The 24947-nt window shown below is 52.2% G+C and carries 21 protein-coding genes and 1 other RNA gene; 17 read left to right on the top strand and 5 right to left on the bottom strand.

Annotated features, from left to right (window positions below; genetic code table 11):
• Positions 1–64: 64 nt before the first annotated feature.
• From CX664_RS10450 to CX664_RS10440, 5 genes are all read right to left on the bottom strand, one after another.
• Positions 65–2569 carry an efflux RND transporter permease subunit gene (locus tag CX664_RS10450; RefSeq protein WP_420810355.1) on the bottom strand — a complete coding sequence of 835 codons (2505 nt, stop codon included), beginning with the start codon at positions 2567–2569 and terminating at the stop codon, positions 65–67.
• Positions 2524–2796 (bottom strand): efflux RND transporter permease subunit, encoded by a 273-nt coding sequence (locus CX664_RS28110; RefSeq protein ID WP_206679342.1) that lies wholly within the window; start codon positions 2794–2796, stop codon positions 2524–2526. Before CX664_RS28110 ends, CX664_RS10450 begins: the two co-directional genes overlap by 46 nt.
• A complete protein-coding gene (locus CX664_RS10445; RefSeq protein ID WP_219622159.1) occupies positions 2793–3548 on the bottom strand; it encodes an efflux RND transporter periplasmic adaptor subunit in 756 nt (251 codons plus the stop codon). Before CX664_RS10445 ends, CX664_RS28110 begins: the two co-directional genes overlap by 4 nt.
• Before the next feature lie 162 nt (positions 3549–3710).
• Positions 3711–3953, bottom strand: a complete 243-nt coding sequence (locus CX664_RS25645) for a hypothetical protein (RefSeq protein WP_145999932.1) — start codon at positions 3951–3953, stop codon at positions 3711–3713.
• A 150-nt stretch (positions 3954–4103) separates the two neighbouring features.
• Positions 4104–5315 carry a hypothetical protein gene (locus CX664_RS10440; RefSeq protein WP_101746675.1) on the bottom strand — a complete coding sequence of 404 codons (1212 nt, stop codon included), beginning with the start codon at positions 5313–5315 and terminating at the stop codon, positions 4104–4106.
• A gap of 247 nt (positions 5316–5562) precedes the next feature.
• Here CX664_RS10440 and rsmI point away from each other — a divergent pair, with 247 nt between their 5' ends.
• The 17 genes from rsmI (at position 5563) to ftsZ (ending at position 24891) form a co-directional block, all read left to right on the top strand.
• On the top strand, positions 5563–6441 hold the full coding sequence (gene rsmI, locus CX664_RS10430; protein ID WP_441080850.1) for a 16S rRNA (cytidine(1402)-2'-O)-methyltransferase: 879 nt from the start codon (positions 5563–5565) through the stop codon (positions 6439–6441).
• A 233-nt stretch (positions 6442–6674) separates the two neighbouring features.
• Positions 6675–7083: RNase P RNA component class A (gene rnpB, locus CX664_RS10425), an RNA gene on the top strand.
• Positions 7084–7568: 485 nt separating this feature from the next.
• Positions 7569–8024, top strand: a complete 456-nt coding sequence (gene mraZ, locus CX664_RS10420; protein WP_101746672.1) for a division/cell wall cluster transcriptional repressor MraZ — start codon at positions 7569–7571, stop codon at positions 8022–8024.
• Positions 8025–8128: 104 nt separating this feature from the next.
• The gene (gene rsmH / locus CX664_RS10415) at positions 8129–9070 is read left to right on the top strand and encodes a 16S rRNA (cytosine(1402)-N(4))-methyltransferase RsmH (RefSeq protein ID WP_101746683.1); all 942 of its coding nucleotides are present in this window, start codon (positions 8129–8131) and stop codon (positions 9068–9070) included.
• 2 nt (positions 9071–9072) lie between these two features.
• Positions 9073–9384, top strand: a complete 312-nt coding sequence (ftsL, locus tag CX664_RS10410; protein WP_101746671.1) for a cell division protein FtsL — start codon at positions 9073–9075, stop codon at positions 9382–9384.
• The gene (locus tag CX664_RS10405; protein WP_101746670.1) at positions 9381–11216 is read left to right on the top strand and encodes a peptidoglycan D,D-transpeptidase FtsI family protein; all 1836 of its coding nucleotides are present in this window, start codon (positions 9381–9383) and stop codon (positions 11214–11216) included. Before ftsL ends, CX664_RS10405 begins: the two co-directional genes overlap by 4 nt.
• Before the next feature lie 11 nt (positions 11217–11227).
• A complete protein-coding gene (locus CX664_RS10400) occupies positions 11228–12811 on the top strand; it encodes a UDP-N-acetylmuramoyl-L-alanyl-D-glutamate--2,6-diaminopimelate ligase (RefSeq protein ID WP_101746669.1) in 1584 nt (527 codons plus the stop codon).
• Complete coding sequence (locus CX664_RS10395) at positions 12808–14223, top strand: UDP-N-acetylmuramoyl-tripeptide--D-alanyl-D-alanine ligase (RefSeq protein ID WP_180966447.1); 1416 nt, start codon at positions 12808–12810, stop codon at positions 14221–14223. The genes CX664_RS10400 and CX664_RS10395 overlap by 4 nt, the downstream gene beginning before the upstream one ends.
• The gene (gene mraY / locus CX664_RS10390) at positions 14223–15305 is read left to right on the top strand and encodes a phospho-N-acetylmuramoyl-pentapeptide-transferase (protein WP_101746667.1); all 1083 of its coding nucleotides are present in this window, start codon (positions 14223–14225) and stop codon (positions 15303–15305) included. The genes CX664_RS10395 and mraY overlap by 1 nt, the downstream gene beginning before the upstream one ends.
• Positions 15306–15327: 22 nt before the next feature.
• The gene (murD, locus tag CX664_RS10385; protein ID WP_180966446.1) at positions 15328–16755 is read left to right on the top strand and encodes a UDP-N-acetylmuramoyl-L-alanine--D-glutamate ligase; all 1428 of its coding nucleotides are present in this window, start codon (positions 15328–15330) and stop codon (positions 16753–16755) included.
• Positions 16749–17993 (top strand): putative lipid II flippase FtsW, encoded by a 1245-nt coding sequence (ftsW, locus tag CX664_RS10380; RefSeq protein WP_101746665.1) that lies wholly within the window; start codon positions 16749–16751, stop codon positions 17991–17993. Before murD ends, ftsW begins: the two co-directional genes overlap by 7 nt.
• Positions 17986–19107 (top strand): undecaprenyldiphospho-muramoylpentapeptide beta-N-acetylglucosaminyltransferase, encoded by a 1122-nt coding sequence (gene murG, locus CX664_RS10375; protein WP_101746664.1) that lies wholly within the window; start codon positions 17986–17988, stop codon positions 19105–19107. The genes ftsW and murG overlap by 8 nt, the downstream gene beginning before the upstream one ends.
• Positions 19100–20560, top strand: coding sequence for a UDP-N-acetylmuramate--L-alanine ligase (gene murC, locus CX664_RS10370; protein WP_101746663.1), 1461 nt, complete (start codon positions 19100–19102; stop codon positions 20558–20560). The genes murG and murC overlap by 8 nt, the downstream gene beginning before the upstream one ends.
• A gap of 33 nt (positions 20561–20593) precedes the next feature.
• Positions 20594–21529, top strand: coding sequence for a D-alanine--D-alanine ligase (locus CX664_RS10365; protein ID WP_101746662.1), 936 nt, complete (start codon positions 20594–20596; stop codon positions 21527–21529).
• A complete protein-coding gene (locus CX664_RS10360) occupies positions 21522–22337 on the top strand; it encodes a cell division protein FtsQ/DivIB (protein ID WP_101746661.1) in 816 nt (271 codons plus the stop codon). The genes CX664_RS10365 and CX664_RS10360 overlap by 8 nt, the downstream gene beginning before the upstream one ends.
• 53 nt (positions 22338–22390) lie before the next feature.
• The gene (gene ftsA, locus CX664_RS10355) at positions 22391–23626 is read left to right on the top strand and encodes a cell division protein FtsA (protein ID WP_101746660.1); all 1236 of its coding nucleotides are present in this window, start codon (positions 22391–22393) and stop codon (positions 23624–23626) included.
• Between the two features lie 77 nt (positions 23627–23703).
• Positions 23704–24891 carry a cell division protein FtsZ gene (ftsZ, locus tag CX664_RS10350; protein ID WP_101746659.1) on the top strand — a complete coding sequence of 396 codons (1188 nt, stop codon included), beginning with the start codon at positions 23704–23706 and terminating at the stop codon, positions 24889–24891.
• Positions 24892–24947 lie beyond the last annotated feature (56 nt).

The raw sequence follows: 24947 nt of genomic DNA, 5'->3' as shown, positions 1-24947 counted from the left end.
TTTTACTTGACCACTACATAAAAAAAGGGACTCAACTATTGAGTCCCCGCATAAAGATCAACGATCAGGCCTTACCAAACTGCCGCTGTTTAACCAGCAGGTAGAGGGAAGGAATCACAGTCAATGTTACCATCATCGAGATCACGCAGCCCCAGCCAACGACCAGCGCCATGGGCGACATGTAGTTATCGTAGCCCCCGAGGCCATAGGCTAAGGGGGTCAGACCGGCAACAGTGGTCACCGTTGTCAGCAAAATAGGACGTACACGGCTCTGGGTACCCTTGATGACAAACTCCACCATATTCGCCCTGGTGCACGCTTGCTCGGTCTCCATCAGGTGCCATACCAGCACCAGGCTGTTGTTTACCATAATACCGATCAGGGCGATCATACCGATAATGGCGAAGAAGCTCAGTACCTGACCATGGATGAACAGGATAAACAGCGCACCGCAGATACCCAAAGGAATAACAGACAGTACGATCAATGTTTCGAAGACACGGTCAAACAGCAGCAACAGCAGTAGCAGGATGCCAAACAGGGCAAAACCGATAGCAACAGAAAATCCTCGCTCCGCCTCCAGGGTTTCCAGAATCTGGCCGGTAACGATAATACTCGCACCCTGATAATCGGTGCTCATGTTAGCGGTAGCGAACCGGGTCTGCACCTGATCAAAGACCGCCACCGGATCGGTTATGGTGGTATCCAGCCCCGCCGAAACCCGAATTACCCGCTTGCCGTTGTAATGGTCGATACCAGCCAGAGCATCGGTAAATTCCCAGCGTACCAGCTTGCGTAACGGTATCAGCTGGTTATTCTTGCCGCGCACCAGCAATTCATCCAACTCAGTTGGTAGACGATCATTGTCGTCAAGTGCCACACGAAAGTGAACCTCTTCCTCACCGTTGAAGACCCGCGTCACGCGCTGGCCATCAATAGCGTACTTGATAATATCTCCGACCTGCATAGCGCTGATACCGTAATAGTTGAGCCAGTCGTACTGCAACACTGCCTGCGCCTGTGGTGATGGTGCATTGAGATCTCGCCGTACCCGATGACTGCCGGGTATCTCCTGCAAAAATGCTACCAGGTCATTGGCCAGCTTCTCCCGGCCTTCGTCACTGCCGCCGACAACCCGCAGGTCTACCGGACGACCAGCCGGCGGACCACCGCCATCGACATCAAACTCGATCTGGGCAAGACCGGTAATGCTCTCGGCCTGCTTCTCCCAGTCGGCGACGATCTGCTCGGCATTGCGATCGCGCTGGTTGGCCGGTATCAGGGAGACACCCCAGGTGCTGACCGGTGTTCCGACCTGACCGTACCAGGCCGCCACTTCCGGGGTATTCTTGATGATCTTTTCCAGTGCCTGGGTCTCTTTCCAGACTTCATCCAGGGAAAGTTCAGTATCCGCCTCCGCTTCCATCTCGATAAGGTAAGCACCATCGACCGGGAAGAACAGATAGGTCAGACTCTGGTACGAAACCACCCCCAGACCAATAATGGTGGCCACCATAACCGGCAGGAAAACAGCACGCTTGCGAATCAGGCTGGCAACGATGGTATTCAGCCACTTAAGCTGGCTGGAACCTTTTTTGGCAACCGCCTCTCCCTGCTTGAATACGCCTTTCAGGTGTGCCGGGATAAACAACAGTGCATCAATAAACGAGAAACAGAGGGCGATAATGACGGTGAGCGGAATCACATACATCATCTTGCCACTGTTACCGGGCAGGAACAGCAGCGGCACAAAGGCAATCATGGTGGAAAGCACGCTGGCCAGCACCGCTGGAAACACGTTTTTTATACCTTCGGTGACGGCACGTTCCAGCTCGTAGCCCTCTTCCACCAGTGCCACTATACGATCACTGACCACGACCGCGTCATCGACAATAATGCCGATAATCAGGATCAGTGCAGACAGGGTAAAGACATCGAGAATCTGACCAAAGGCCGGCAACACTGCCAGGGTACCGAAAATACAGACCGGGATAGATATTGCCACCCACAGGGCGATCCGCTTTCTCAGGAACAGTGCCAGAGTTACCAGCACCAGACCGAGGCCAACCAGACCATTACTCTGTACAATCGAGGCTTTCTCCTGAATCTCGTTAGAGAGATCAAAGCCGACACCCAGCGTATAGTTCTTGCCCAGCAGCTCCTGCTCTTTCGCCAGCAGATTGCGGACGCTTTCAGCCGTACTCAGTACATCGCCACTCTCATTGGTGCGCAGGTCGAAAACAATACTCTTGTTGCCATTGATCGAACCGTAGACCTCGCCCTTGGCAAAACTCTCCCGAATATCTCCGGCCACATCCTTGAGCTTCAGACGAGGGGCAAAACCGATCATCATCTCCCGCAACTGTTCGGCACTTTTCAGCTCGGCAGCGGTAATCAGCTCAGGGCTGTTTTTCAGCTGATCCAGACGACCACCGCTGATCAGAGCATTACGCTGGGCAACCAGTGCGGCCACTTCATCGACGGTCAGACCGTAGCGCTTCAGGGATATGGGTTCCAGGGCGATCAGAAACTCGGGATCACGAAGGTCTGTGGTATGAATATCACCGATACCTTCAATAGTAGTTCTTTCTCGATCTTGCTGGTGATATTGCTCTCGATATCCAGTGCCGTGGCACCGGGATAACTTGTGGTGATATTGCCGCTCATCATGTCGTAACGGGGCTTTTCTGCCATCGGCAGGCCGATGGCGATAAACACCCCGGTAGCGATGATCAGAAAGGTCAGCGTCTTGGCAGCAAACTTGCGCAGTGATAACAGTTCCAGCAACGTGTTCATCGTGCTTCCCCTGCGGTTGTACGACCAGTGACGTCCAGATAAACGCGAGACTCCATACCGGCACTCAGTTTGCCGGCACGGTTATTAACGGTGACCTCCACCAGAAATCCGGGGGCATCTGCCTGAATAGCAGGAGAGAGTACAGTCACATGACCGGTCAATGACTGCCCGATGGATGGTACAACCACCTTCAGTTGGTCGCCTTTTTTCAGGCGAGTAAAGTCCGCTTCCAGAAGATGAAAACGTGCTTTGAGCTGCTGGGTATCAACGATGGTATAGAGAGGATCACCGACAGAGATAAACTGCCCAAGCTCGACAGTACGCTCAACAATCACACCGGAAAACGGTGCCTTGGGAGCAGACTTGTTCAGGGTTTCCCGGGCAATGTCGTATCGGACATTGCTGGCATTATGCTGTGCCTGGCTGATATTGGTCAACCGGGTCTGGTTATCCAGATCACTGGCGGAGATACCTTTGGTCTTGTACAGGGACTGAAAGCGTGCCAACTGTTTCTGCTGGGTTGCCAGCTCACTTTTGCTCACATCCAGCTCATATCTGGCCAGATTGAGATTGAGCGTGTAATCCCTGGCGGAGATGGCTAACAGAGCGTTGCCCTTTTTGACCGGATCCCCATTTTCAAAGTTGTAGGCATCGACAACACCGGACACCTGGCTACGCACCACAACCAACTTTTCGGGCAACAGTGGTGCAACGCTGTACTGACCGGGATCGAATGCATTTGCGCGTAGCAATGACGAAAATAAAAGACATGTAAGTAATACAATTTTTTTCATGATAGTGATCAGACTCCAAATTTTAAATCTCGTTAAAGCAGTGTCTCTTTTTTCCGTTTTGATCCGGTTGGTGATTGTATGCCAGGTAGCGTGAAAAAAATGTTGGTTAACTACTTATATTCAGTCTGCATTGCTGACCGGTAAAAGACTGGAAAGATAATATAAAAGCGCACGCTGCCCTTGAGCTGGATAAGAAAGAGCTGAGCCAAGGGGGGGAATACGGGCAAGGGGGATGAACTGTTTCATATGGTTGTGGCAGAAGCGACCCAAAACAGTGTGCTGCTTAATTTGGCCCAGCAGCTCAAAAAACGAACAAACAACCCGGCTAACAAAGTTTCCAACTCCAGCCAAGGCTGCAATCATTGAGAGGATAAAATCCAGAGGCAGAATATTCTCTTTCGTATAGTAAAACCAGGCTGCTCAGCGATATTGGGCAACTGAGAGTGATGCACGTCAGTAGTTTTTTAATTAAACTGAAGTGCTCATCCTGTTCAACCTTGGTAATCTGAATTTTTAAGAGCTGATGCCCAGTGAATAAATTTTATTAATGGTTTTTTGAGTTAAACAGCCTGACTCAATCAAACCAGTGATGATGTTAGTTATTGGTTGACAGGAGCCTTTACAAAACATGAACGCTGACTTAAGCAAATCTTCACTATGGGGTACTTTTTTTCCAGGGTTGAAGTTTAAATCACGGATATCCGGGTTTGACCTAAAAACAGTGTGCAGCATGTCAGGGTTGAGGTTACTTTTTAATAATATACCTTCAATCTTTTCAATAGTTTTTTCGTTCCGTGGCACCCAGGTATTGCTTTTTTTAATTTTTTTATAAACTGCCTTTTGCCAGTTTGACCAATCTGACTTAATCACTGTGGTCGGATTGTTGCCGAACTGCCCTGGATTAACGCCTATGACACTGACACCACACCTGTGAGTTTCATTCAGAATGGAAGTAAACTGATGCATTAGTTCAATTTTATCGGCATCAGTATCTCTCCCGCAGGTAATAGCGGTTGTTATGAATTCTCCAGCCAGATCACAGGCTGAGGCGACCTCAAGTTGGTTGCATGAAGTTTTGTAATCCGGCAGCTTGCTATCAGGTGTTTCATCGTTTACTGAGCTGCCTTGATCCATGGAACCCCGAGCGTATATCTTGTTAACCAGTTCTTCGTCCACGAGTCCCATTGAGATGGCTTTCGTAATAAAGTCTTTTGCGGGTATACATCGGCCTCGCATTAGCCAGGCCACCTGCTGAAAAGGCTTCTCTTTGTTTAAAATAGAAGTTACAGAAAAAAAGTCATAATACTCCGGGTCCAATGGTGGTAAAAATTCAAACAGAAGTTTTTCTGTGTCCTCCGATCCGATCCTGTCTCCTATTTCCTCGATGGCACCATATCCCTTATCAAAATCCTTCTGGTCGACGTTGTCTTGCCACTTTTTCCAATCGCAATGGCTAAAATCCTTTGGGTTGGTTAGTGCGCTCAGTTCAGCCGGGAGTATAAAAGGTCTGGGGATGCGCTCATTTAATTGCTTGATCATTCTGGCAAACAGTGATTTTTTGCATTGGTTAATGTCCCCTTGGTTGGATTTACGGATTGCTTCGGCGTTGACAATAAATTTTCCTGCCAGCTGATCAATTGAATAAAGACTGTCATCGATGGCTTCCTGGTAAGTGGGGGGAGCATCAGTATTTAAACAGGTGGAAGTAGAAGTGCCAGTGATCATAGATTATCTCTGTAATTGCAGGAAAAACACATTGTGTGGAAAAAAAGTATTCACCATTCATTGACCTATTGATTAAAAAAAAGTTCAGTACACTAACCTGGGGTCGTGAGTTCACAATGGCGTCTGGTGACGTATTGCGGGTGGTCATGTTCTTTGCCGGGGCTAAAGTCTTCTGCCGCAATGGCAGTCAGGGTTTTGATCCTGTCTGGATTTTTTTCGGATGTGAAGTGATCAAAATGGTAAGCTATTGCCTGAAAATTCATATCGGTTCTTTATTGTCATGTCTGACCCGCTTCTTTATATAGTTTCTACGCCAATGGGTAATCTGGGTGATATGACGCCCAGGGCCATAGAGGTGCTTCGTCAGGTTGACGTTATTGCCGCAGAGGATACCCGGCACAGTAAGCGTTTGATGAATCACTTCGGTATTGATACTCCGCTGATTCCCTGTCATGACCACAATGAACGACATCAGGCCGGGATGATTGTGCGACGTATGCAGGCGGGGGAGACTATTGCCCTGATCAGTGATGCCGGTACGCCGTTAATTTCTGACCCTGGCTTTTACCTGGTCCGGTCGGTGAGAGAGGCTGGATTTCGGGTGGTTCCCATTCCCGGGGCCTGCGCATTTATCGCCGCGCTGTCAGTCAGTGGTTTGCCTACTGATCGTTTTTATTTTGCAGGTTTTCTGCCCGCGAAAGGGGCGGGGCGTCGCAAGCGAATAGAATCGTTGGCGGCTTTTGCCAGTACCTGGGGGGTTTATGAGTCGCCACACCGTATTATGGAACTTCTGGAAGATCTGGCAACGGTGCTCGGTGGTGACCGGTACATTGCTCTTGCCCGGGAAATCACCAAAACCTTTGAAACCGTGATGACCGGAACGGTATCGGAGATTCAGGCCGTTTTGCAATCCGATGCCAATCAGCAGCGTGGCGAGTTTGTGGTGTTGATCGAGGGCTATAAAGAGGAAGAAGATTCTGAAATCAGCCCCGATATTGCAAAAATGCTGCAACGTCTGTTACAGGATTTGCCTATTAAAAAAGCGGCTGCCGTGGTCGCTGATCTGACCGGGTTGAGAAAGAAAGACCTTTATGAATTGGGTTTGGACATGAAGAAGGGGGAGTAGCTGCTGATCACGGGAGTTGTCCTGAAATAGACGCTTCCCGCTACCCGAAATGTGCTTTTGTGGGCAGCGCTTTTTAACAGACCAGGTAAAGTGATGAAGGTATTCCGGGACAAATCATAAACGGGTTTTTGCTGCAAGTGGGGATATGAATGACGGTTTTTGCCAACCCCGAAATCGGGTGGTTTGTTGTTACTGTTGATTATTGCAGATTTCACAAGTAATATTCGCCGCCGCGAGCTGGCCGGGCAGTCGCTGTTTATTCTGGTTGTTTGATCAGAGTGAAGGGAGGAAAGTCCGGGCTCCAGAGGGTAGGGCGCCAGGTAATGCCTGGGGGGCGAAAGCCTACGGAAAGTGCAGCAGAGAGTAGACCGCCTAAGCCAGTGTTCTTTTCAACGTTTGTTGTAAAGAAGTTGGCCGGTAAGGGTGAAAGGGTGCGGTAAGAGCGCACCGCATGGCTGGTAACAGTCCATGGCACGGTAAACCCCGCCTGGAGCAAGACCAAATAGGAATCCTATAGGTGTGACCCGCACTGGATTCGGGTAGGTTGCTTGAGGTGTCTGGTGACAGACATCCCAGATGAATGATTGCCCAGGCCTGCTTTGGCAGGCTGGACAGAACCCGGCTTACAGGCCGGCTCGCGACTCTTTTTTCCGCTTCAAGTTTGCTTTTCCTGATCGTTTTCAGGGTGTCTGTTGCCTCGGACGCGACTCTGCCTTTGTCTCACTGTCTTTAAATCCAAAGTCTTTATCGCAATAAAAGTGTTTTGTACCCGCTGTTGCTGTCTTTAAAAAAATAGAACCATAGTTCTTTAATTCCTCCATAGATTCTGTTTTGCCCTTTGTTTAAAGGCTTTCGCTATTCATTTTTCAAACTGTTCTTTTATTGGGTTGTCCAATAATGACGGGGAAGAGGTAGAACCCCTGCTTGACGTGGGTTTTTCAGATTCCTATAGTGTGCTTTAGTGGTGTAAAGTGGATTATTGTGGGGCGAATTGGCGGGGCCAATTGGTGGAACGAAACAGGTGGAGCGAAATGGGTGGCCGAATGGAGTTGGCTCTCATTAGTGCTTTTTATAAGTGATGGTCACTTTAAGGTTTTCAGGGGTTCGGGGACCAGGGAGAAGGTAATGTGTTTCGCGGTGTAAATGCCATTAATCTGGATGCCAAAGGGCGTCTTGCCATACCAGCCCGTTATCGGCAGGTGTTGCGGGATCGCTGCGGTGGTGCCCTGGTGGCAACGATTGACACCGACGAACCTTGCTTGCTGATTTATCCATTGGATGAGTGGGAGCTTATTCAGCAGAAAATTGAAGCACTTCCCAGTTTTCATCCAATGACTCGCCGGATTCAGAGGCTCTTGATTGGGCACGCCACCGATGTAGAGCTGGACGGCAATGGGCGTATTCTTATCCCTCCACTGTTGCGTGACTACGCAGGTCTTGAAAAGCGCAGTATTTTGCTGGGTCAGGGCAAGAAATTCGAGCTTTGGGATGAACGTTGCTGGAATGAGCGCCGCGACCAATACCTGAAAGAAGCCAGTGAATCAGAAGAGATTCCGATGGAATTGCAGTCGCTCTCTTTGTAAATCACTTTTTTGCTGTTTTTGAGTTAAGAAAGCTTTGTGAAAAGTTTATGAAATCGTTAAATCGTGTTGGTAGTCAGGCAGATGTCAGCAAAGGTGGCAAGGAAATGGTAGCGACCCAAAATGAGGTGGCTGACCATGTGCATAAAACAGTGCTGCTGAATGAGGCTGTCGATGCGTTGCTGACGGATCCTGCCGGAATCTATGTCGACGGTACTTTTGGCCGAGGCGGGCACAGTCGTTTGATTTTGAGCACCCTGTCAGAGCAGGGACGGCTGGTGGGTATTGATAAAGATCCATTGGCTATTGCCACCGGTGTCCAGCTGGCCAGTGAGGACCCACGCTTTGCAATTCATCACGGTTCTTTTACCGATGTGGATTCCGTGCACAGTGACCAGTTGGTGGATGGGATTTTGCTGGATCTTGGGGTTTCTTCGCCCCAGCTGGATGATCCGGAAAGAGGTTTCAGCTTTATGCAGGAGGGACCTCTGGATATGCGGATGAATCACCAGGATGGCGAGACTGCTGCAGGCTGGCTGGCTCGGGCAGAAGAACAGGAGATAAGCCGGGTAATCTGGGAATATGGCGAAGACCGTTTTTCCCGCAGGATGGCCAGGGCCATTGTCAGGGAAAGGGATATTGAACCGATTCTGACCACACGACGGCTTGCCGATATCATTGCTGCGGCCTGCCCCACCAGGGAGAAGGGTAAGCATCCGGCGACCCGTGCGTTTCAGGCCATCAGGATCCATATCAACCGGGAGCTGGAGGATCTGGTGCTGTGTCTGGATCGGGCCCTGGAAAAATTGAAGCCCGGTGGCCGACTGGTGGTTATCAGCTTTCACTCATTGGAAGACAGGATTGTCAAACGCTTTATCCGCAAGCATCAAAAGGGGGATGAGCTGCCAAGCTGGCTGCCGGTGACAGAAGATCAGTTGAATCGACGGATGAAAAGTCTGGGCAAGGCGATCAAACCTTCCCGGCAGGAAGTGCAGGAAAATCCCAGGGCACGAAGTGCGGTTATGCGTGTGGCAGAAAAGCTGTCTTGACGATGGGCCTGATGATGGATAGTGGTCTTCTGGCGTGTCTGCATCTTCTTCGATCTTATGGTGCTGCGCTTTTGCTGTTGTTGCTGGTGATATTGTCGGGATTGTCTGTGGGTTACGTTTCCTACGAGAACCGTCTTCTGAATAACCGGATTCAGCAGGAGCTTGAGAACCGGAACAGTGCACAGGTTGAGTGGGGTAAGTTGTTGCTGGAGCACAGCACACTGACATCACCGGGAAAAATTGAACAGGTTGCCAGGGAGAAACTGGACATGGATGTGCCAAAGAGCAGCCAGATAGAGATGGTTCTGCCATGACTCAGGGGCGAGCTCAGGGACAGAAAGTATCACCGCGAAACCGGTCAGCGGCCGAGAGCAAAGCTGGCAAGGGGACTGCCTGGATTGGCCGTGTGGTGAATAGCCTGACCCGAAAGTGGCGGCTGAAAATGCTGCAATCGGTCCTGTTGGTGGCAGGGCTGGCCATTGGTTACCGAATTGTCGATTTGCAATTGCTGGATCGGCACTTTCTGCAAAATGAAGGTGATAAACGTTCTGTTCGCTATGAGTCAGTGGCTGCGCACAGAGGCGTAATTTTTGACCGCAATGGTGACCCGCTGGCGGTCAGTACGCCGGTTGTCACGATCTGGGCTGACCCTGAAGTGCTGTACCAGGCCAGTGACCGCTGGCAGGACCTGGCAAAGGCCTTGGGCGTTTCCCATAAGTGGTTGTCGGATCGTGTGCAGGCGGCTAAAACCCGGGATTTTATCTACCTCAAACGGCAGCTGACTCCGGAGCAGGGGGCAACGGTCATGGCCTTGAGAGTGCCGGGTGTCGGGGCGATCAATGAGCACCGGCGCTACTACCCGGCTGCCGAGGTGACCGCCCATCTGGTGGGTTTTACCAATATCGATGAGTCTGGTCAGGAAGGTCTGGAGTTAGCCTACAATGATTGGCTGTCCGGTGAGCCTGGTCAGCGAAGGGTGCTGAAAGACCGTAAAGGCCAGCTTGCCCGACAGGCTGAGCTGATGAAAAGTGCCAGCCCCGGCAAGGAACTGATGCTCAGTATTGATCTGAGGCTTCAGTATATGGCTTACCGGGAGTTGAAAAAGGCGGTTGAGCAGCACAAAGCCAAGGCGGGTTCTTTGATCATGCTGGATGTCAAGACCGGGGAAGTCCTGGCAATGGTCAACCAGCCTGCCTACAACCCGAATAACCGGGCGGATATGCAGGCCCATAAGATGCGCAACCGGGTGGTGACCGATATGGTCGAGCCGGGGTCAACAATGAAACCTTTTGCGGTAGCGGCTGCCCTGGAGTCTGGTCAGTTTCACAAAGACTCAGTGATTAATACCGCACCCGGTTACCTGCGACTGGGCAGGGATCAGGTAAAGGATAACCGGAATCACGGTGCTATTGATGTGACCACTGTGCTGAGACAGTCCAGTAACGTCGGGGTGTCAAAAATGGTGCTGGCCATTGGTCCGGATAAGATGCTGGATTTGCTCCAGAGGGTTGGCCTTGGTCAAAGCACCGGCACCGGTTTTCCCGGTGAAAATCCGGGCTATTTGCCCTATCGGGATCGCTGGAGTGATATCGAGATTGCCACCTTATCCTTTGGCTACGGTTTGACCGTGACACCGTTACAACTGGCTCAGGCCTATACCGTACTTGGCTCCGGTGGCATGATGCGCCCTGTCTCGCTGATCAAGAGAGATGTGGTGCCCGACGGTGTTCGGGTAATGGATCAGCAGGTGGCGGATGATCTGAGGAAAATGCTTCGTGAGGTGGTTCATGGCGGAACCGGTGGCCGGGCGATGATCGATGCCTTTGAGGTTGGCGGGAAAACCGGAACAGCCAGAAAGGTGGGGCCAAACGGTTATATCAAGGATCGCTACATAGGTATGTTTGCCGGTTTGGCACCTATTGATAATCCCCGGTTTGCCATGGTGGTCATTATTGATGATCCCTCTGGCAAGAACTATTACGGTGGCCTGATTGCCGCGCCGGTATTCTCCAAGGTGGCAGCCGGGGCGCTGCGAATGCTGGGGGTTGAGCCTGGTGAGTTGGGTAATCCGGGGGCAGATCGGCGTATGGCATTTAATCCCCATGATCGGGATGAGCAAATTTCTACACCATTGGAAGAAGGTTAAAGCGAAAAGCAATGACAGCTGAGCAAGAGAATACTCTCAATGGCGTGCTTGCCGAACTGCAGCTACCGGTGGTAGCGGTAGACAGGAAGCTGAATCATATGACCCTCGATAGTCGCAAGATTACCGGGGGTGAGTTGTTTATTGCGATTCCCGGTATTCAGTCCGATGGCCGCAATTACATTGCTGATGCCCTGGAAAAAGGTGCCGCAGCGGTGCTGGTGGATGATAGCGAAGGGTTTGATCTGTCTGCTGCGGCAGGCAATGAGTCCGTTTTTTTTGTTCCGGACCTCAGTGGCAAGGTTGGATTGCTGGCTGATCGTTTTTATCGGCAACCTTCTGAACAGTTGAGCGTTATTGGTGTTACCGGCACCAATGGCAAAACCTCCTGTTGCTGGTTTATCTCTGAAATCCTCGGGCAGCTGGGCAAGCCCTGTGCATTAATGGGCACAGTGGGGCGCGGGTTGCCGGGGCAGATGGAGGCTTCCTTAAATACCACCAGTGATGTGATTTCCCTGCAGCAGTACCTGGGGCAACTGGTAGCGGATGGCGTAGAGGCGCTGGCCATGGAGGTGTCATCCCACGGGCTTGATCAGGGACGGGTGTCCGGGGTCTCTTTTGAGGTGGCGCTGTTTACCCATATCAGTCGTGATCATCTGGATTATCACGGTTCCCTGGAGAACTACGCAGCGGCCAAGGCCCGGCTGTTTTCCGAGTGTACATACCGGTATGCGGTTATTGGCAAGGACGATGAGTTTGCACCGCTGATGCTTTCCTCCTGCCCACAGAGTGCCAATATCACCACTTGGTCCCTGGAAGATGCTTCGGCAGATGTGTATCTCAGTAACATTGAGACGTTACCACAAGGTTTCAGGGCAACCCTTCATACGCCCTGGGGTGTGGGTACATTGGCGACTTCATTACTGGGACGTTTTAACCTGGAAAATCTGTTGGCGGTTATCGCTGCGTTGGGTGTCCAGGGGTATGCACTTGATCGCCTTCTGGCGGCTATTCCGGCGATTTCTGCCCCTCCCGGCAGGATGCAGCAGTTTGGTGGTGGCACTCAGCCGCTGGTGCTGGTTGATTATGCCCATACGCCGGATGCCATTGACAGTGTGCTTTCTTCATTGCGTGAGCACCGTGCACAAATAGAGAGAATGACGCCTTCCACAAAAGATTGCGAACAAGACGCCGGGAAAATTGTCTGTATATATGGGTGTGGTGGTGACCGGGACAGAGGTAAGCGACCTTTGATGACGTTCGCCGCTTTGAACGGTGCGGATAAAGCAGTGCTGACCAGTGATAATCCCAGAACTGAAGATCCACGCCAGATCATCACTGATGCGCTGGACGGTATTACAGAGCATGACCGTCAGCGCATTCAGGTGATTGCTGATCGCTCTGAAGCCATCCGTGCCACAATTACTTCCGCCAGTGCCGGTGACATTATCGTGATCGCGGGCAAGGGGCATGAAAACTATCAGGAAATTGATGGTGTTCGACATCACTTCGATGATGCAGAGCAGGTGCAGCGGGTATTGCAATCGCAATGCACAGGCGCCCGATCGCGAAATGTTCAAGAGGATGTGCAGGCATGATTGAATCGATGCGCCTTGTCGAAGTTGCCGGGATTGTTAACGGTCAGTTGCATGATCTGCCAAATGATGAGCTGTCAGTTACCGGTGTCAGTATTGATACCCGAACATTGCAACCGGGTGATCTTTTTATTGCTATTAAAGGTCCCCGCTTTGATGGCCACGATTACCTGGACCAGGCGCAGGCGGCAGGCGCTGTTGCTGCCCTGACCGAACACTATGTCACTGGTGCCACTTTGCCACAGATTGTGGTGGCCAATTGTGAACAGGCACTTGGGCTGTTGGGTGCTGCCAATCGCAATCGCTTTGCCGGGTGTCTGGTGGGTGTTACCGGCTCCTGCGGCAAAACATCGGTCAAAGAGATGTTGCTGGCGATGTTCTCTGAAGCTGGCCCAACGCTGGCAACGCAAGGCAACCTCAATAATGCGCTGGGCACACCCTTAACGTTGTTAAGAATCAACGAAGCCCATCAGTTTGCCGTGGTTGAGATGGGCACCAGTGCTCCCGGTGAAATTGCATACATTGCCAATATGGGCAGCCCTGACGTATCCGTGATCGTCAATGCCGCTGAAACCCATCTGGCGGATTTGAAGAGTGTTGAAGGGGTTGCCTGGGAAAAAGGGTTTATTCTGGATGCTCTGCCGGACGATGGTACAGCAGTTCTGAATATGGATGACCGGTTCTACGGTCAGTGGTGTGACCGGGTTCTGCAAAAGCCGGGTCGACACATGATCAGTTTCAGTGCCCAGAGTCCTGAGGCGAACTGTTTTGCCAGTGATATCACGCCCAATCAGGAAGGCACCCGATTCACGTTGCATATTCGCCGAAAGGGGCAGCAGCCAGAGCAACAAACGCTGCAGCTTTCCTTCTGGGGTCGTTACCAGGTGACCAATGCCTGTTGCGCGGCGGCGGTTGCACTTGCCTGTGGGTTGTCGCTGGACATTATTGCCCGTGGACTGGAAAATGCCCGACCTTATCAGCGGCGTGGACAACGCTTTGTTCACTCGTCCGGTGCAGTCCTGATTGATGAAACTTACAATGCCAACCCGAAAGCGACGCTGGCGGCACTGGAACAGCTGGCGGACTGTGGTGGCCGGACCATTATGGTTCTGGGCGACATGCTGGACCTGGGTGAGATATCCGATGAACGCCATCGGGACATTGGCCGCTATGCGCAAAAACTGGGTATTCAGCAGTTTTTGAGTTTCGGGCCTTCTGCGCGCCTGGCCAGTGAAGCCTTTGGCAGCGGACAGCACTTCGACGATAAAAGCGAGTTGATTGCCTTTCTGAAAGCACAGCTTCAGAGCATTACTAACAGCGACAGTATGGCTGTCATGGTGAAAGGATCAAAAGGGATGAAGATGTTGGACATTATCCAGGCTCTGATTGGGTCTGATTACAAGGGAGATGCCTGATGCTGGTCTGGCTGGCAGATTATTTAGCCCAGTATTACCATGGATTTCTGGTGTTCAAGTACCTCACGTTGCGAGGTATTTTCGGGGTCCTCACGGCTCTGGCCATGAGCTTATGGCTTGGGCCTCACTTTATTCGCAAACTGAGTTTTTACCAGATTGGCCAGGCGGTCCGTGATGATGGTCCACAAAGCCATTTAAGCAAGGCTGGCACCCCGACCATGGGTGGTGCCCTGATTCTTATCTGTATTGCCATCAGCACCTTGCTATGGGCCGATCTGAGTAACCGCTACGTCTGGGTTGTGCTGTTCGTTACCGGTATTTTCGGTGCGGTTGGCTGGGTGGATGATTACCGCAAAGTGGTTGAAAAGAACTCCCGTGGTTTGCCGGCGCGCTGGAAGATGTTCTGGCAATCGGTTGCTGGCCTGGGTGCCGCTTTGTTCCTGTTTTTTACCGCGCCATCTGCGACAGAAACAACCCTGATTATTCCCTTTTTCAAAAATGCCACGTTGCAGCTGGGGCCATTTTTTGTGGTGCTGGCCTACCTGACCATTGTCGGTTCCAGTAATGCCGTCAACCTGACGGATGGCCTGGATGGTCTGGCCATTTTGCCCACTGTGATGGTGGCTTCAGCTCTGGCGGTATTTGCCTATCTGAGTGGACATGCAACCTTTGCCCAGTACCTGCTGATTCCTGCGGTGCCGGGAGCTGGAGAGCTGATGGTATTTTGTGCAGCCATCGCCGGGGCAGGCCTTGGTTTTCTCTGGTTTAACACCTACCCGGCCCAGGTCTTTATGGGTGATGTGGGTGCTCTTGCGCTGGGTGCTGCCCTCGGGGTTGTTGCGGTTATCGTCCGCCAGGAAATCGTGCTGATTATTATGGGCGGTGTTTTTGTTATGGAGACGGTCTCTGTCATTTTGCAGGTGGGCTCCTACAAGTTAACCGGTCGTCGTATATTTCGCATGGCACCGCTGCACCACCACTTTGAGTTGAAAGGGTGGCCTGAACCCCGGGTCATCGTGCGCTTTTGGATTATTACTATTGTGCTGGTTCTGATTGGACTGGCATCGTTGAAAATTCGCTAACGGGTTTAAGGGTAACGGGATTGTGACAAGAAGTACTCTTGTTAAGAAAACAGCAGCAGATAACGAGCCATCAGGGCTGATTGGCTCGAGCTGTCATCGTGTGATTGTCGGTCTTGGCAAGACCGGGTTGTCCTGTGCCCGTTATCTTCATAGCCAGGGGTTGCCATTCAAAATTATTGATACCCGGGAAACGCCTCCGGGTGAAGCGGAATGTCGTCAGCTATTTCCTGATGTACCCCTGCATACCGGTGGTTTCAACGAGCAGTGGTTAATGGCTGCTGATGAGTTGGTGGTTAGTCCGGGTATCGCTCTGTCGGAACCGGCCATTGCCCGGGCGATGGACAATGGCGCTATTGCCATTGGTGATATTGAGCTGTTTTGTCGAGCGGTCAATGCTGCCTCGGCTGTTTCAACAAAGAAGCCGCTCGTCGCCATTACCGGCTCCAATGGCAAAAGCACGGTGACCACGCTGGTTGGTGAAATGGTCAGCTGTTCAGGGCTTAAGCCCGGCGTAGGGGGCAATATCGGAACTCCGGTGCTTGATTTGCTGGATGATGACAATATTGATGTTTACGTTCTGGAGCTTTCCAGTTTTCAGCTGGAGACCACCCATAGCCTCCGTGCAACGGCAGCGACGGTTCTGAACATCAGTCCGGACCATATGGATCGTTACCCGACGCTGGTTGAATACCACCAGGCCAAGCAGCGCATTTACAAAGGGTGCAAAACCGCTGTATTTAACCGGGACGATCCTCTTACTTCCCCATTGCTTCCAGTGACTGCGGGAGCGGTGACCTTTACCAGCGGGGCTCCGGATCTTGGCCAGATGGGGCTTCTTGCTGACGATGACGGCATCTGGCTGAGCAAGGGGCTGGAAAAGCAGATCAATACCCGCCAGATGAAACTCAAAGGCCGTCACAATTATTTGAATGCCCTTGCTGCTTTGGCCCTGGGCGAGGCGATAGGTCTTGATGCCAATGCCATGTTCGAAGCGCTGATGGCCTTTCCCGGGTTGAAGCATCGTTGCCAATGGTTGGGTGAGCAGGATGGCGTTGCCTGGTTTAACGACTCCAAAGCCACCAATGTCGGAGCCTCCGTCGCGGCTATTGAAGGCCTGGGCGAAGGGCTGGCAGGCCAGATTATTCTGATTGCCGGTGGTGATGGTAAAGGTGCGGATTTCTCCGATTTGCAGCCAGCGGTTGCGCGTTATGTCAGTCATCTGATCCTGATTGGGCGTGACGGGCCCGCCATTGAGCAGGCCGTGCAGGGCAGTGCCGAGATTCATAAGGTTGCCAGTCTGGATGATGCCGTCAGTCTTGCTGCACAGTTGGCCAAACCCGGTGATGCCGTGCTGTTGGCACCGGCATGCGCCAGTTTTGATATGTTCAACAGCTTTGAGCATCGGGGTGACCGATTTGCAGAGCTGGTCAATGGTTTGATTGTATGCTGAAGCGGGTTCGACACAGCTTTCTCACGGAGAAAGAGTCCATAGAACAGGCAGGGGCAAGGTCCACGAATGTTGACATGACCCTGTTCGGGGCTGTGCTTGCCTTGCTGGCCATTGGTCTGGTGATGGTGGGTTCTGCCTCCATGGATGTTTCCAGTGCGACCTTTGGTGATCCATTCAGAGTCGTCTTTAAGCAGTTTCTGTTTATGGTGGTGGGGCTGGGTGCCATGGGCGTCATGATGCTGGTGCCTGTCAGCCGGATTCAGCAGTTGAGCTGGGTTGGCTTGCTGGTTGCGTTCTTTCTGCTGGTGCTGGTGCTGATTGTGGGTCGGGAAATTAATGGTAGTGTCCGCTGGATTCCCCTTGGCTTTTTTAACCTGCAAGCCTCAGAGGTTGCCAAGCTGTGTGTGGTGATTTATCTGGCAGGCTATCTGGTGCGACATCTTGATGAAGTGCGTACGCGCTGGAGTGGCTTTATCAAACCCATGCTGGTGCTCTCCGGGTTGGCTTTGCTGCTGCTTGCGGAGCCGGATCTTGGCGCGCTGGTGGTGCTGACCGTGGCGGTGATGGGGATGATCTTTATGGCGGGCGCACGGTTCCACCAGTTTCTGGTCATGATTGCCGGCGTGATTATCCTGATTGTCCTGTTGATCTGGATGGAGCCTTATCGTATGGCTCGTATCACCTCCTACATGGATCCGTGGGCCCATGCTTTTGGCAGTGGTTATCAGTTAACCCAGGCTCTGATCGCGTTTGGTCGGGGTGCCTGGCTGGGTGAAGGGCTGGGCAATAGCATCCAGAAACTGTTTTACCTGCCGGAGGCGCACACGGATTTTGTTTTTGCTGTATTGGCAGAAGAATTTGGCCTGATTGGTTCGTTGCTGCTGCTTGGGCTGTTTCTGTTTGTTGCCTGGCGGTCATTGCAGCTGGGCTCAAGAGCGGAAGCCGGGGGGATGTTATTCCATGGCTTCGTCGCTTATGGTATTGCCCTGCTTTTTGCCTGTCAGGCGTTGATTAACATTTCTGTGAATACCGGACTGCTGCCCACCAAAGGGCTGGCCTTACCCATGATCAGCTATGGAGGCAGCAGTTTAATTGTCAACTGTCTGGCATTTGGTATTTTGTTACGCATCGATTTTGAACGTCGTCTGACTAAAGCCACAGAGGTTAAGCCGGTTGCGGGGCGGAAGGCTCAGGAGCGAAAGACGAGTGAAGCCGCTGGAGGTAATACAAATGGCTGAGCAGGCAGTTTCTCAAACGCCTCCGGAAGCACCCAAAGTGATTATCATGGCAGGGGGTACCGGAGGACATATTTTCCCGGGGCTGGCTACAGCCAGGGAGCTGATTAATCAGGGATACCGGGTGCATTGGCTGGGGACTCCCGGAAGCATGGAAGCCGAGCTTGTGCCCGGGCATGGTATTGATATCAGTTTTATTCCGGTCACTGGCCTGCGGGGCAAAGGGTTGAGTTTTCTGTTGAAAGCTCCCTGGCGTCTGGCTGTTTCATTATTTAAAGCCGTTCGGGTTCTGAGAGAACACCGGCCGGTTTGTGTTGTTGGTATGGGGGGCTATGTCACAGGGCCCGGTGGTGTGGCTGCGCGGTTGTTGGGAATTCCCCTGGTGGTTCATGAACAAAATGCCGTGGCAGGCCTGACCAATAAACTGCTGGCCAGGATCGCTACCCGGGTGCTTGAAGCGTTTCCGGGAACCTTTGCGGGGCTCTCTTCACGCATTGCCCGGAAAGTTATGCTGACCGGGAATCCGGTGCGTTCGGAGATTGTCGCCGTTCCTGCCCATTTACCACGCACTCCCTTAAGGCTGCTGGTCGTTGGGGGAAGTCGGGGAGCCCTGGCAATCAACCAGATGATTCCCCGGGTTTTACAAAACTGTGGTGCTCAGATTGACGTCTGGCACCAGACCGGTAAGGGAACCTTTGAGCAGTGCCTGGCAGATTATCAGCAGCTCGGCGTTTCCGGTCGGGTAGAGCCGTTTATTGATGATATGGCTCAGGCTTATGAGTGGGCGGATCTGGTCATCTGCCGCTCTGGCGCATTAACCATCGCAGAACTGGCAGCGGCAGGAAAACCCGGAATTCTGGTGCCTTTCCCGTTTGCGGTGGATGATCATCAGACAGTGAATGGGCGTTACCTGGTCGATCGAGGTGCAGCCCTGATGGTTCAGCAAAAAGATTTGCATGTGGACAGTTTGACAAACATGATTTTGAAGCTGGCAGATAATCCTGAACAGCTTGAACGAATGGCCTCATCAGCAAGAACGGCCAGTTTGCCACAGGCGACTGATGACGTGGTCAGGCTCTGTCTTGAAGCGGCTGGTAAGGAGGTCTCTTATGCCTGATGTAAAAAGTCGGATTCCCGTTGTGGCGGTGCCAGAGATGAGGCGTATCCGCAAAATCCATTTTGTCGGTATTGGTGGTTCCGGCATGTGTGGCATTGCCGAGGTCCTGCTGAATCAGGGGTATGAAATCTCTGGCTCGGATATTCGTGCATCATCAGTGACTGAGCGCCTTGAAGGGCTCGGGATTGAGGTGTTTATTGGCCACCGTGCCGACAATGTGATCAACGCAGATGTGATTGTCACCTCAACCGCGGTTGCCGGAGATAATCCGGAAGTGGTTGAGGGGAAAAGACGTCGGCTGCCCATTGTTCCCCGGGCTCAGATGCTGGCGGAATTAATGCGTTATCGCCACGGCATTGCGGTAGCGGGTACCCATGGCAAGACCACTACCACCAGTCTGCTGGCTTCGGTTCTCGGGTTCAGTGGTATGGACCCGACTTTTGTGATTGGGGGCAGGCTCAACTCGGCCGGTACCAATGCAAAACTGGGCGGCAGTCGTTACCTGGTGGCCGAGGCGGATGAGTCTGATGCCTCTTTTCTGCATTTGCAGCCGATGGTGTCCATTATCACCAATATTGATGCTGACCATATGTCTACCTACGACGGTGACTTTGGCAAACTGAAAAAGGCATTTATTGATTTCTTGCACAATCTGCCTTTTTACGGTGTGGCGATTGTCTGTATCGACTGTCCGGTTGTTCGGGAACTGTTGTTGGAAATCAAACGACAGGTGATTACCTATGGTTTCAGTGAAGACGCGGATTACCGGGCAGTGAATGTTCGCCAGCAGGGCATGAGAACCTCGTTTGACCTGGTTCGTCGCAGTGATGTCGAAGAAGAAGCCCCTGTGACCATTGAACTGGGTATTCCCGGACGCCATAACGTGTTGAATGCTCTGGCCACGTTTGCCACGGCGGCTGATGAAGGCCTTCCGGATCAGGTGATTGCTGAAGGGTTGAGTCGTTTTGATGGTGTTGGTCGACGTTTCCAGGTGCTGGGAGAGTTTACTACCCGGGTTGGCGACGTGATGCTGGTGGATGATTATGGCCACCACCCGACGGAAGTGGATGCGACCATTAAAGCGGTTCGTGATGGCTGGGATGACAAACGACTGGTGATGATTTACCAGCCTCATCGTTTCTCTCGTACCCGTGACCTGTATGAGGATTTTGTCGATGTGCTGTCCAGGGTTGATGTTCTTCTGTTAATGGAAGTGTACCCTGCCGGAGAAGAACCGATTGCAGGGGCGGACAGCCGCTCACTATGCCGGAGTATTCGCCAGCGTGGACTGGTTGATCCGATATTTATTGCCCGTCCTGAAGACGTTGAGTCAGTATTGGCTGATGTACTTCAGGATGGTGACTTGCTGTTGGCTCAGGGAGCCGGGGATATTGGTGCACTGGCTCTCAGGCTGGCCAGTGCTGAGTTGGCTCTGCCGAAGACAGAACAGTAAAGCTACGAATTGAATAGTAAAGGAAAACAGTGCATGAAGTACGACCGGAGTTGTGATCACTTCGATCCAAAAGCTTTTGGCAAGGTTGCTGTACTTTTCGGTGGAAACTCCGCAGAAAGGGACGTGAGCCTGACCAGTGGTGAGCGTATTTATGCCGCGTTGCATCGCCGGGGTGTGACATGCCAGCTGATTGATACCTGTGAGAATGTTGTTGAGCAGCTTCAGCAATATGCACCTGACTACGCCTTCATTGCCTTGCATGGCGGTGGGGGAGAAGATGGAACGATACAGGGAATGCTGGAAACCATGGGTATTCCCTATCCCGGCAGTGGTGTTATGGCATCGGCCCTGGCGATGGATAAATACCGCTGTAAGTTGCTCTGGCAATCCATTGGGCTGCCAACACCGGAATTTGCCCTGGTCATGGGAGTTGACAATCTTGGCCATGCCGAGTCGCTGTTGCCCGCCTTTGTCAAACCCAGCATGGAGGGCTCCAGTGTTGGTGTGGCACGGGTTGATCGAAGGGAAGACCTTGAAGCTGCCTGCGAGCATGCAGCGGAGCACAAAGGGGCTGTTCTGGTGGAGTCGTTTATCGATGGGCCTGAGTTTACGGTGGGTATTCTTAATGGTCAGCCGCTGCCTGTTATCAGAATTGAGGCAGAGGGTGAATTTTATGATTACCAGGCCAAGTATCTGTCGGATAATACCCGCTACACCATTCCCTGTGGCCTGACTTCTGTTAAGGAGCAGGAGCTGCAGGCGGTTGCCCTGACGGCATTTGAAGCCCTTGGGTGTTCAGGCTGGGGGCGTGTTGACTTTATGCAGGATCAGCAGGGACGATTCTGGTTGCTTGAGGTCAATACTATTCCGGGGATGACAGATCATAGTCTGCTGCCGATGGCCGCAGCGGATGCCGGTTTATCTTTCGATGAACTGGTGATTGAAATATTGAAAACAGCGGATGTCTGATCGAGCAGGTTGGTCTGTTTCAGCCGACTGGTCGGGGGAAGTACGGGGTGCATCCCGAAGGGACGGTCAACAGGTTGCTGGCAGAGGGAAAAAAACACTGCCGTGGAAAAGAGTGCTTCAGGTTCTGGTGTCTCTTGTTCTGCTGGCAGGCTTGCTGGGCTCAATGCCATGGTTGGTGAACTGGTTGAATCAGCCGATAGCACGGGTGGAAGTGCATGCAGGCTTTGAGTATTTATCCAGAGAGCAGGTCGAGGGTGTTTTGCAGCCTCACTTACAGGACCGTTTTTTTGCCCTTGATTTGCGGCAGATGCAGCAGGTTCTGATGGCAATGCCCTGGATTAAGACTGCCTCGGTTCGACGACAGTGGCCTGACAGTGTCCAGGTGAGCCTGACCGAACAGCAGCCGGTGGCGAGGTGGGGCAACAGCGCCCTGATCAGCAATGAAGGTGAGGTGTTTGCACCAGAGGATATTGCCGGTTTTTCTGCCATGCCGGTTCTCGATGGCCCGGAAGAGCTGGCGGTGGAGGTGATGCAGCAATATCTGGCCATCAGCCAGTTGCTCCGGCCTATGGGGCTCAGGCTGACCATGCTGAAACGTAGCAATAGTGGCTCATGGCGATTTACCATAGGACATGTTGAGGTCAATATTGGTCGTGACCGAAGGATGGAAAGACTGCAGCGTTTTGTCCGTCTTTATCATGCCAGGCTGGAGCCTCGCTGGGATCAGGTAAAGCGGGTAGATTTGCGATATTTGAACGGTGCTTCGGTTGCCTGGAGTGAGACGCTGGTTAAAACGGGGTCAAAATAAATCAGCCAGGCTCAGATTTATGATCGTTAGAGAAGTTTGGGAAGATTGATGCCATGACAGCGGCAGATAATGGAAGATTGATCGTTGGGTTGGATATAGGCACCTCGAAAGTCGTGGCTATTGTCGGAGAGCTCAACGCTGAGGGTGACATTGAAGTCATCGGCATCGGCTCGCATATTTCCCGCGGGCTTAAGCGTGGCGTTGTGGTTAATATTGACTCTACGGTCCATGCCATTAAGAGAGCCGTTGAAGAAGCTGAGCTGATGGCCGGGTGTCAGATACACTCGGTCTATGCCGGTATTGCCGGCAATCACATCAAGAGTCTTAACTCCCATGGTATCGTTGCGATACGTGAGCGTGAAGTGAATGGTGCCGATATTGACCGGGTGATTGACGCCGCCCAGGCGGTGGCGATCCCGGCGGATCAGCGGATTCTGCATATTCTTCCACAGGAGTATGCCATTGATAACCAGGAGGGGATCAAGGAGCCTCACGGGATGTCCGGTGTCCGGCTGGAAGCCAAGGTTCATCTGGTGACCTGCGCTGTTAATGCGGCCCAGAATATTGAGAACTGCATCCGTCGCTGTGGTCTGGAAGTGGACGATATTATTTTGGAGCAGCTGGCTTCAAGTTATTCGGTGCTTTCAGAAGATGAGAAAGAGCTGGGCGTCTGTATGGTGGATATCGGTGGTGGCACGACAGATATTGCCATCTTTACCGACGGTGCCATTCGGCATACGGCAGTGATTCCCATTGCCGGTGATCAGGTGACCAATGACATTGCCATGGCCTTGCGGACACCGACGCAAAATGCCGAAGACATAAAGATTAAATATGCCTGTGCCCTGGCCCAGCTGGCTGGAGCCGATGAAACCATTAAAGTTCCCAGTGTCGGTGAGCGACCGTCCAGGGAGCTTTCCCGGCAGGCACTGGCAGAGGTGGTAGAACCTCGTTACGACGAGCTGTTTACGTTAATTAATGCAGAGATCAGGCGCAGTGGTTTCGAAGACCTGATCCCCGCAGGCATCGTTCTGACCGGTGGTACTTCCAAGATTGAGGGGGCTATTGAGCTGGCAGAAGAGATTTTCCACATGCCGGTCCGGCTGGGTGTGCCGCAGTTAGTGAAAGGGCTGAGTGATGTGGTCAGTAATCCCATTTATTCAACGGGTGTCGGGCTGTTGCACTATGGCCAGAAAATGCAGAAAGACGGTTTGAAAAAGTCGATCGCCAGCAAACCTCAGGATGCTGGGCTGATGGATAAGATGAAGCGCTGGTTTCAGAACTTTTAAGTGTGTAGCAGCGCAGGTTTTCAGTAACGGTATTGGTAAGTATTTGTTAGATTAAGGGTGATAAAAAGGAGATGACCATGTTTGAATTGGTGGATAACGTACCGCAGGAAGCGGTCATAAAAGTTATCGGTGTCGGTGGTGGTGGTGGTAATGCAGTCTGCCACATGCTGAATAGTCAGCTCGAAGGTGTTGAGTTTGCCTGTGCAAACACCGACGCCCAGGCGCTGAAAAAGCAGCATTTGCAGGCCCATACTCACCTGCAGCTGGGAGCCTCGATCACGCGAGGGCTTGGTGCAGGCGCGAACCCGAATGTCGGTCGCGAGGCGGCGATGGAAGACCGGGAGCGTATCGCCGAGCTCCTCAAAGGTGCGGATATGGTCTTTATTGCCGCTGGCATGGGCGGTGGTACAGGGACCGGCGCAGCTCCGGTGGTTGCCGAGATAGCCCGGGAGCTTGGCGCACTGACCGTGGCCGTGGTCACGAAGCCATTCGGTTTTGAAGGCAAGCGCAGAATGGCGGTTGCCGAAGAAGGTCTGAAAGAGCTTCAGGAACATGTGGATTCGCTGATTACCATTCCCAATGAAAAGTTACTGCCAGTGCTTGGCAGTGATGTCAGTCTGCTCAATGCCTTTGGTGCTGCCAATGATGTTCTGCTGGGTGCGGTGCAGGGTATTTCTGAACTGATTACCCGTGATGGTCTCATCAACGTTGACTTTGCCGATGTTCGCACAGTGATGTCAGAAATGGGTATGGCGATGATGGGTACCGGAGTTGCCACGGGTAGCGGCCGTGCAGCAGAAGCAGCTGAGAAAGCCATCCGCAGTCCGCTGCTGGAAGATGTGGATCTCCAGGGAGCCAAAGGTGTTCTGGTTAACATTACTGCCGGCCTTGACTTTACCGTTGGTGAGTACAACCAGGTAGGCGACGTTGTAAGTCAGTTTGCGTCTAACGATGCAACCGTTGTTATCGGTACTGTTATTGACTCGGAATTAACGGACGAGCTGCGGGTAACTGTTGTGGCAACCGGTATCGGTGCTGGCGGCGTTGCCAGGGAACAGTTGAAAGTGGTTGATAAAGCACCGCCAAAAAACAAAGACGGCACACCTGACTATGGCAGGCTGGACATTTCTCCTCTGTTGCGTGACAAAAAGAAGGAGGAAGAGGAAGTGGGTCCGCGGGAAGAAGGTAAACGGGCAGCGGTGGCGACCGGAGATAGTGTCGATTACCTCGATATACCGGCATTTCTGAGGCGTCAGGCGGATTAATCAGGGCGTATAAATGCGAACTTGTCTCAATTGTTACTTTTGTTACAATGTGACGT

It is taken from the genome of Endozoicomonas acroporae, from assembly GCF_002864045.1.
GTDB lineage: Bacteria > Pseudomonadota > Gammaproteobacteria > Pseudomonadales > Endozoicomonadaceae > Endozoicomonas > Endozoicomonas acroporae.
The sequence above is the reverse complement of the archived record's forward strand: the minus strand, read 5'-3'. Positions and strand labels throughout refer to the sequence as shown.

Excerpts from the sequence above, each read along its gene's own strand:
- CX664_RS28110 (WP_206679342.1), bottom strand. The coding sequence starts at position 2,796 with ATGAACACGTTGCTGGAACTGTTATCACTGCGCAAGTTTGCTGCCAAG.
- CX664_RS25645 (WP_145999932.1), bottom strand. The coding sequence starts at position 3,953 with ATGATTGCAGCCTTGGCTGGAGTTGGAAACTTTGTTAGCCGGGTTGTT.
- CX664_RS10440 (WP_101746675.1), bottom strand. The coding sequence starts at position 5,315 with ATGATCACTGGCACTTCTACTTCCACCTGTTTAAATACTGATGCTCCC.
- rsmH (WP_101746683.1), top strand. The coding sequence starts at position 8,129 with ATGGTAGCGACCCAAAATGAGGTGGCTGACCATGTGCATAAAACAGTG.
- ftsL (WP_101746671.1), top strand. The coding sequence starts at position 9,073 with ATGGGCCTGATGATGGATAGTGGTCTTCTGGCGTGTCTGCATCTTCTT.
- CX664_RS10405 (WP_101746670.1), top strand. The coding sequence starts at position 9,381 with ATGACTCAGGGGCGAGCTCAGGGACAGAAAGTATCACCGCGAAACCGG.
- CX664_RS10400 (WP_101746669.1), top strand. The coding sequence starts at position 11,228 with ATGACAGCTGAGCAAGAGAATACTCTCAATGGCGTGCTTGCCGAACTG.
- CX664_RS10395 (WP_180966447.1), top strand. The coding sequence starts at position 12,808 with ATGATTGAATCGATGCGCCTTGTCGAAGTTGCCGGGATTGTTAACGGT.
- mraY (WP_101746667.1), top strand. The coding sequence starts at position 14,223 with ATGCTGGTCTGGCTGGCAGATTATTTAGCCCAGTATTACCATGGATTT.
- ftsW (WP_101746665.1), top strand. The coding sequence starts at position 16,749 with ATGCTGAAGCGGGTTCGACACAGCTTTCTCACGGAGAAAGAGTCCATA.
- murG (WP_101746664.1), top strand. The coding sequence starts at position 17,986 with ATGGCTGAGCAGGCAGTTTCTCAAACGCCTCCGGAAGCACCCAAAGTG.
- murC (WP_101746663.1), top strand. The coding sequence starts at position 19,100 with ATGCCTGATGTAAAAAGTCGGATTCCCGTTGTGGCGGTGCCAGAGATG.
- CX664_RS10365 (WP_101746662.1), top strand. The coding sequence starts at position 20,594 with ATGAAGTACGACCGGAGTTGTGATCACTTCGATCCAAAAGCTTTTGGC.
- CX664_RS10360 (WP_101746661.1), top strand. The coding sequence starts at position 21,522 with ATGTCTGATCGAGCAGGTTGGTCTGTTTCAGCCGACTGGTCGGGGGAA.
- ftsA (WP_101746660.1), top strand. The coding sequence starts at position 22,391 with ATGACAGCGGCAGATAATGGAAGATTGATCGTTGGGTTGGATATAGGC.
- ftsZ (WP_101746659.1), top strand. The coding sequence starts at position 23,704 with ATGTTTGAATTGGTGGATAACGTACCGCAGGAAGCGGTCATAAAAGTT.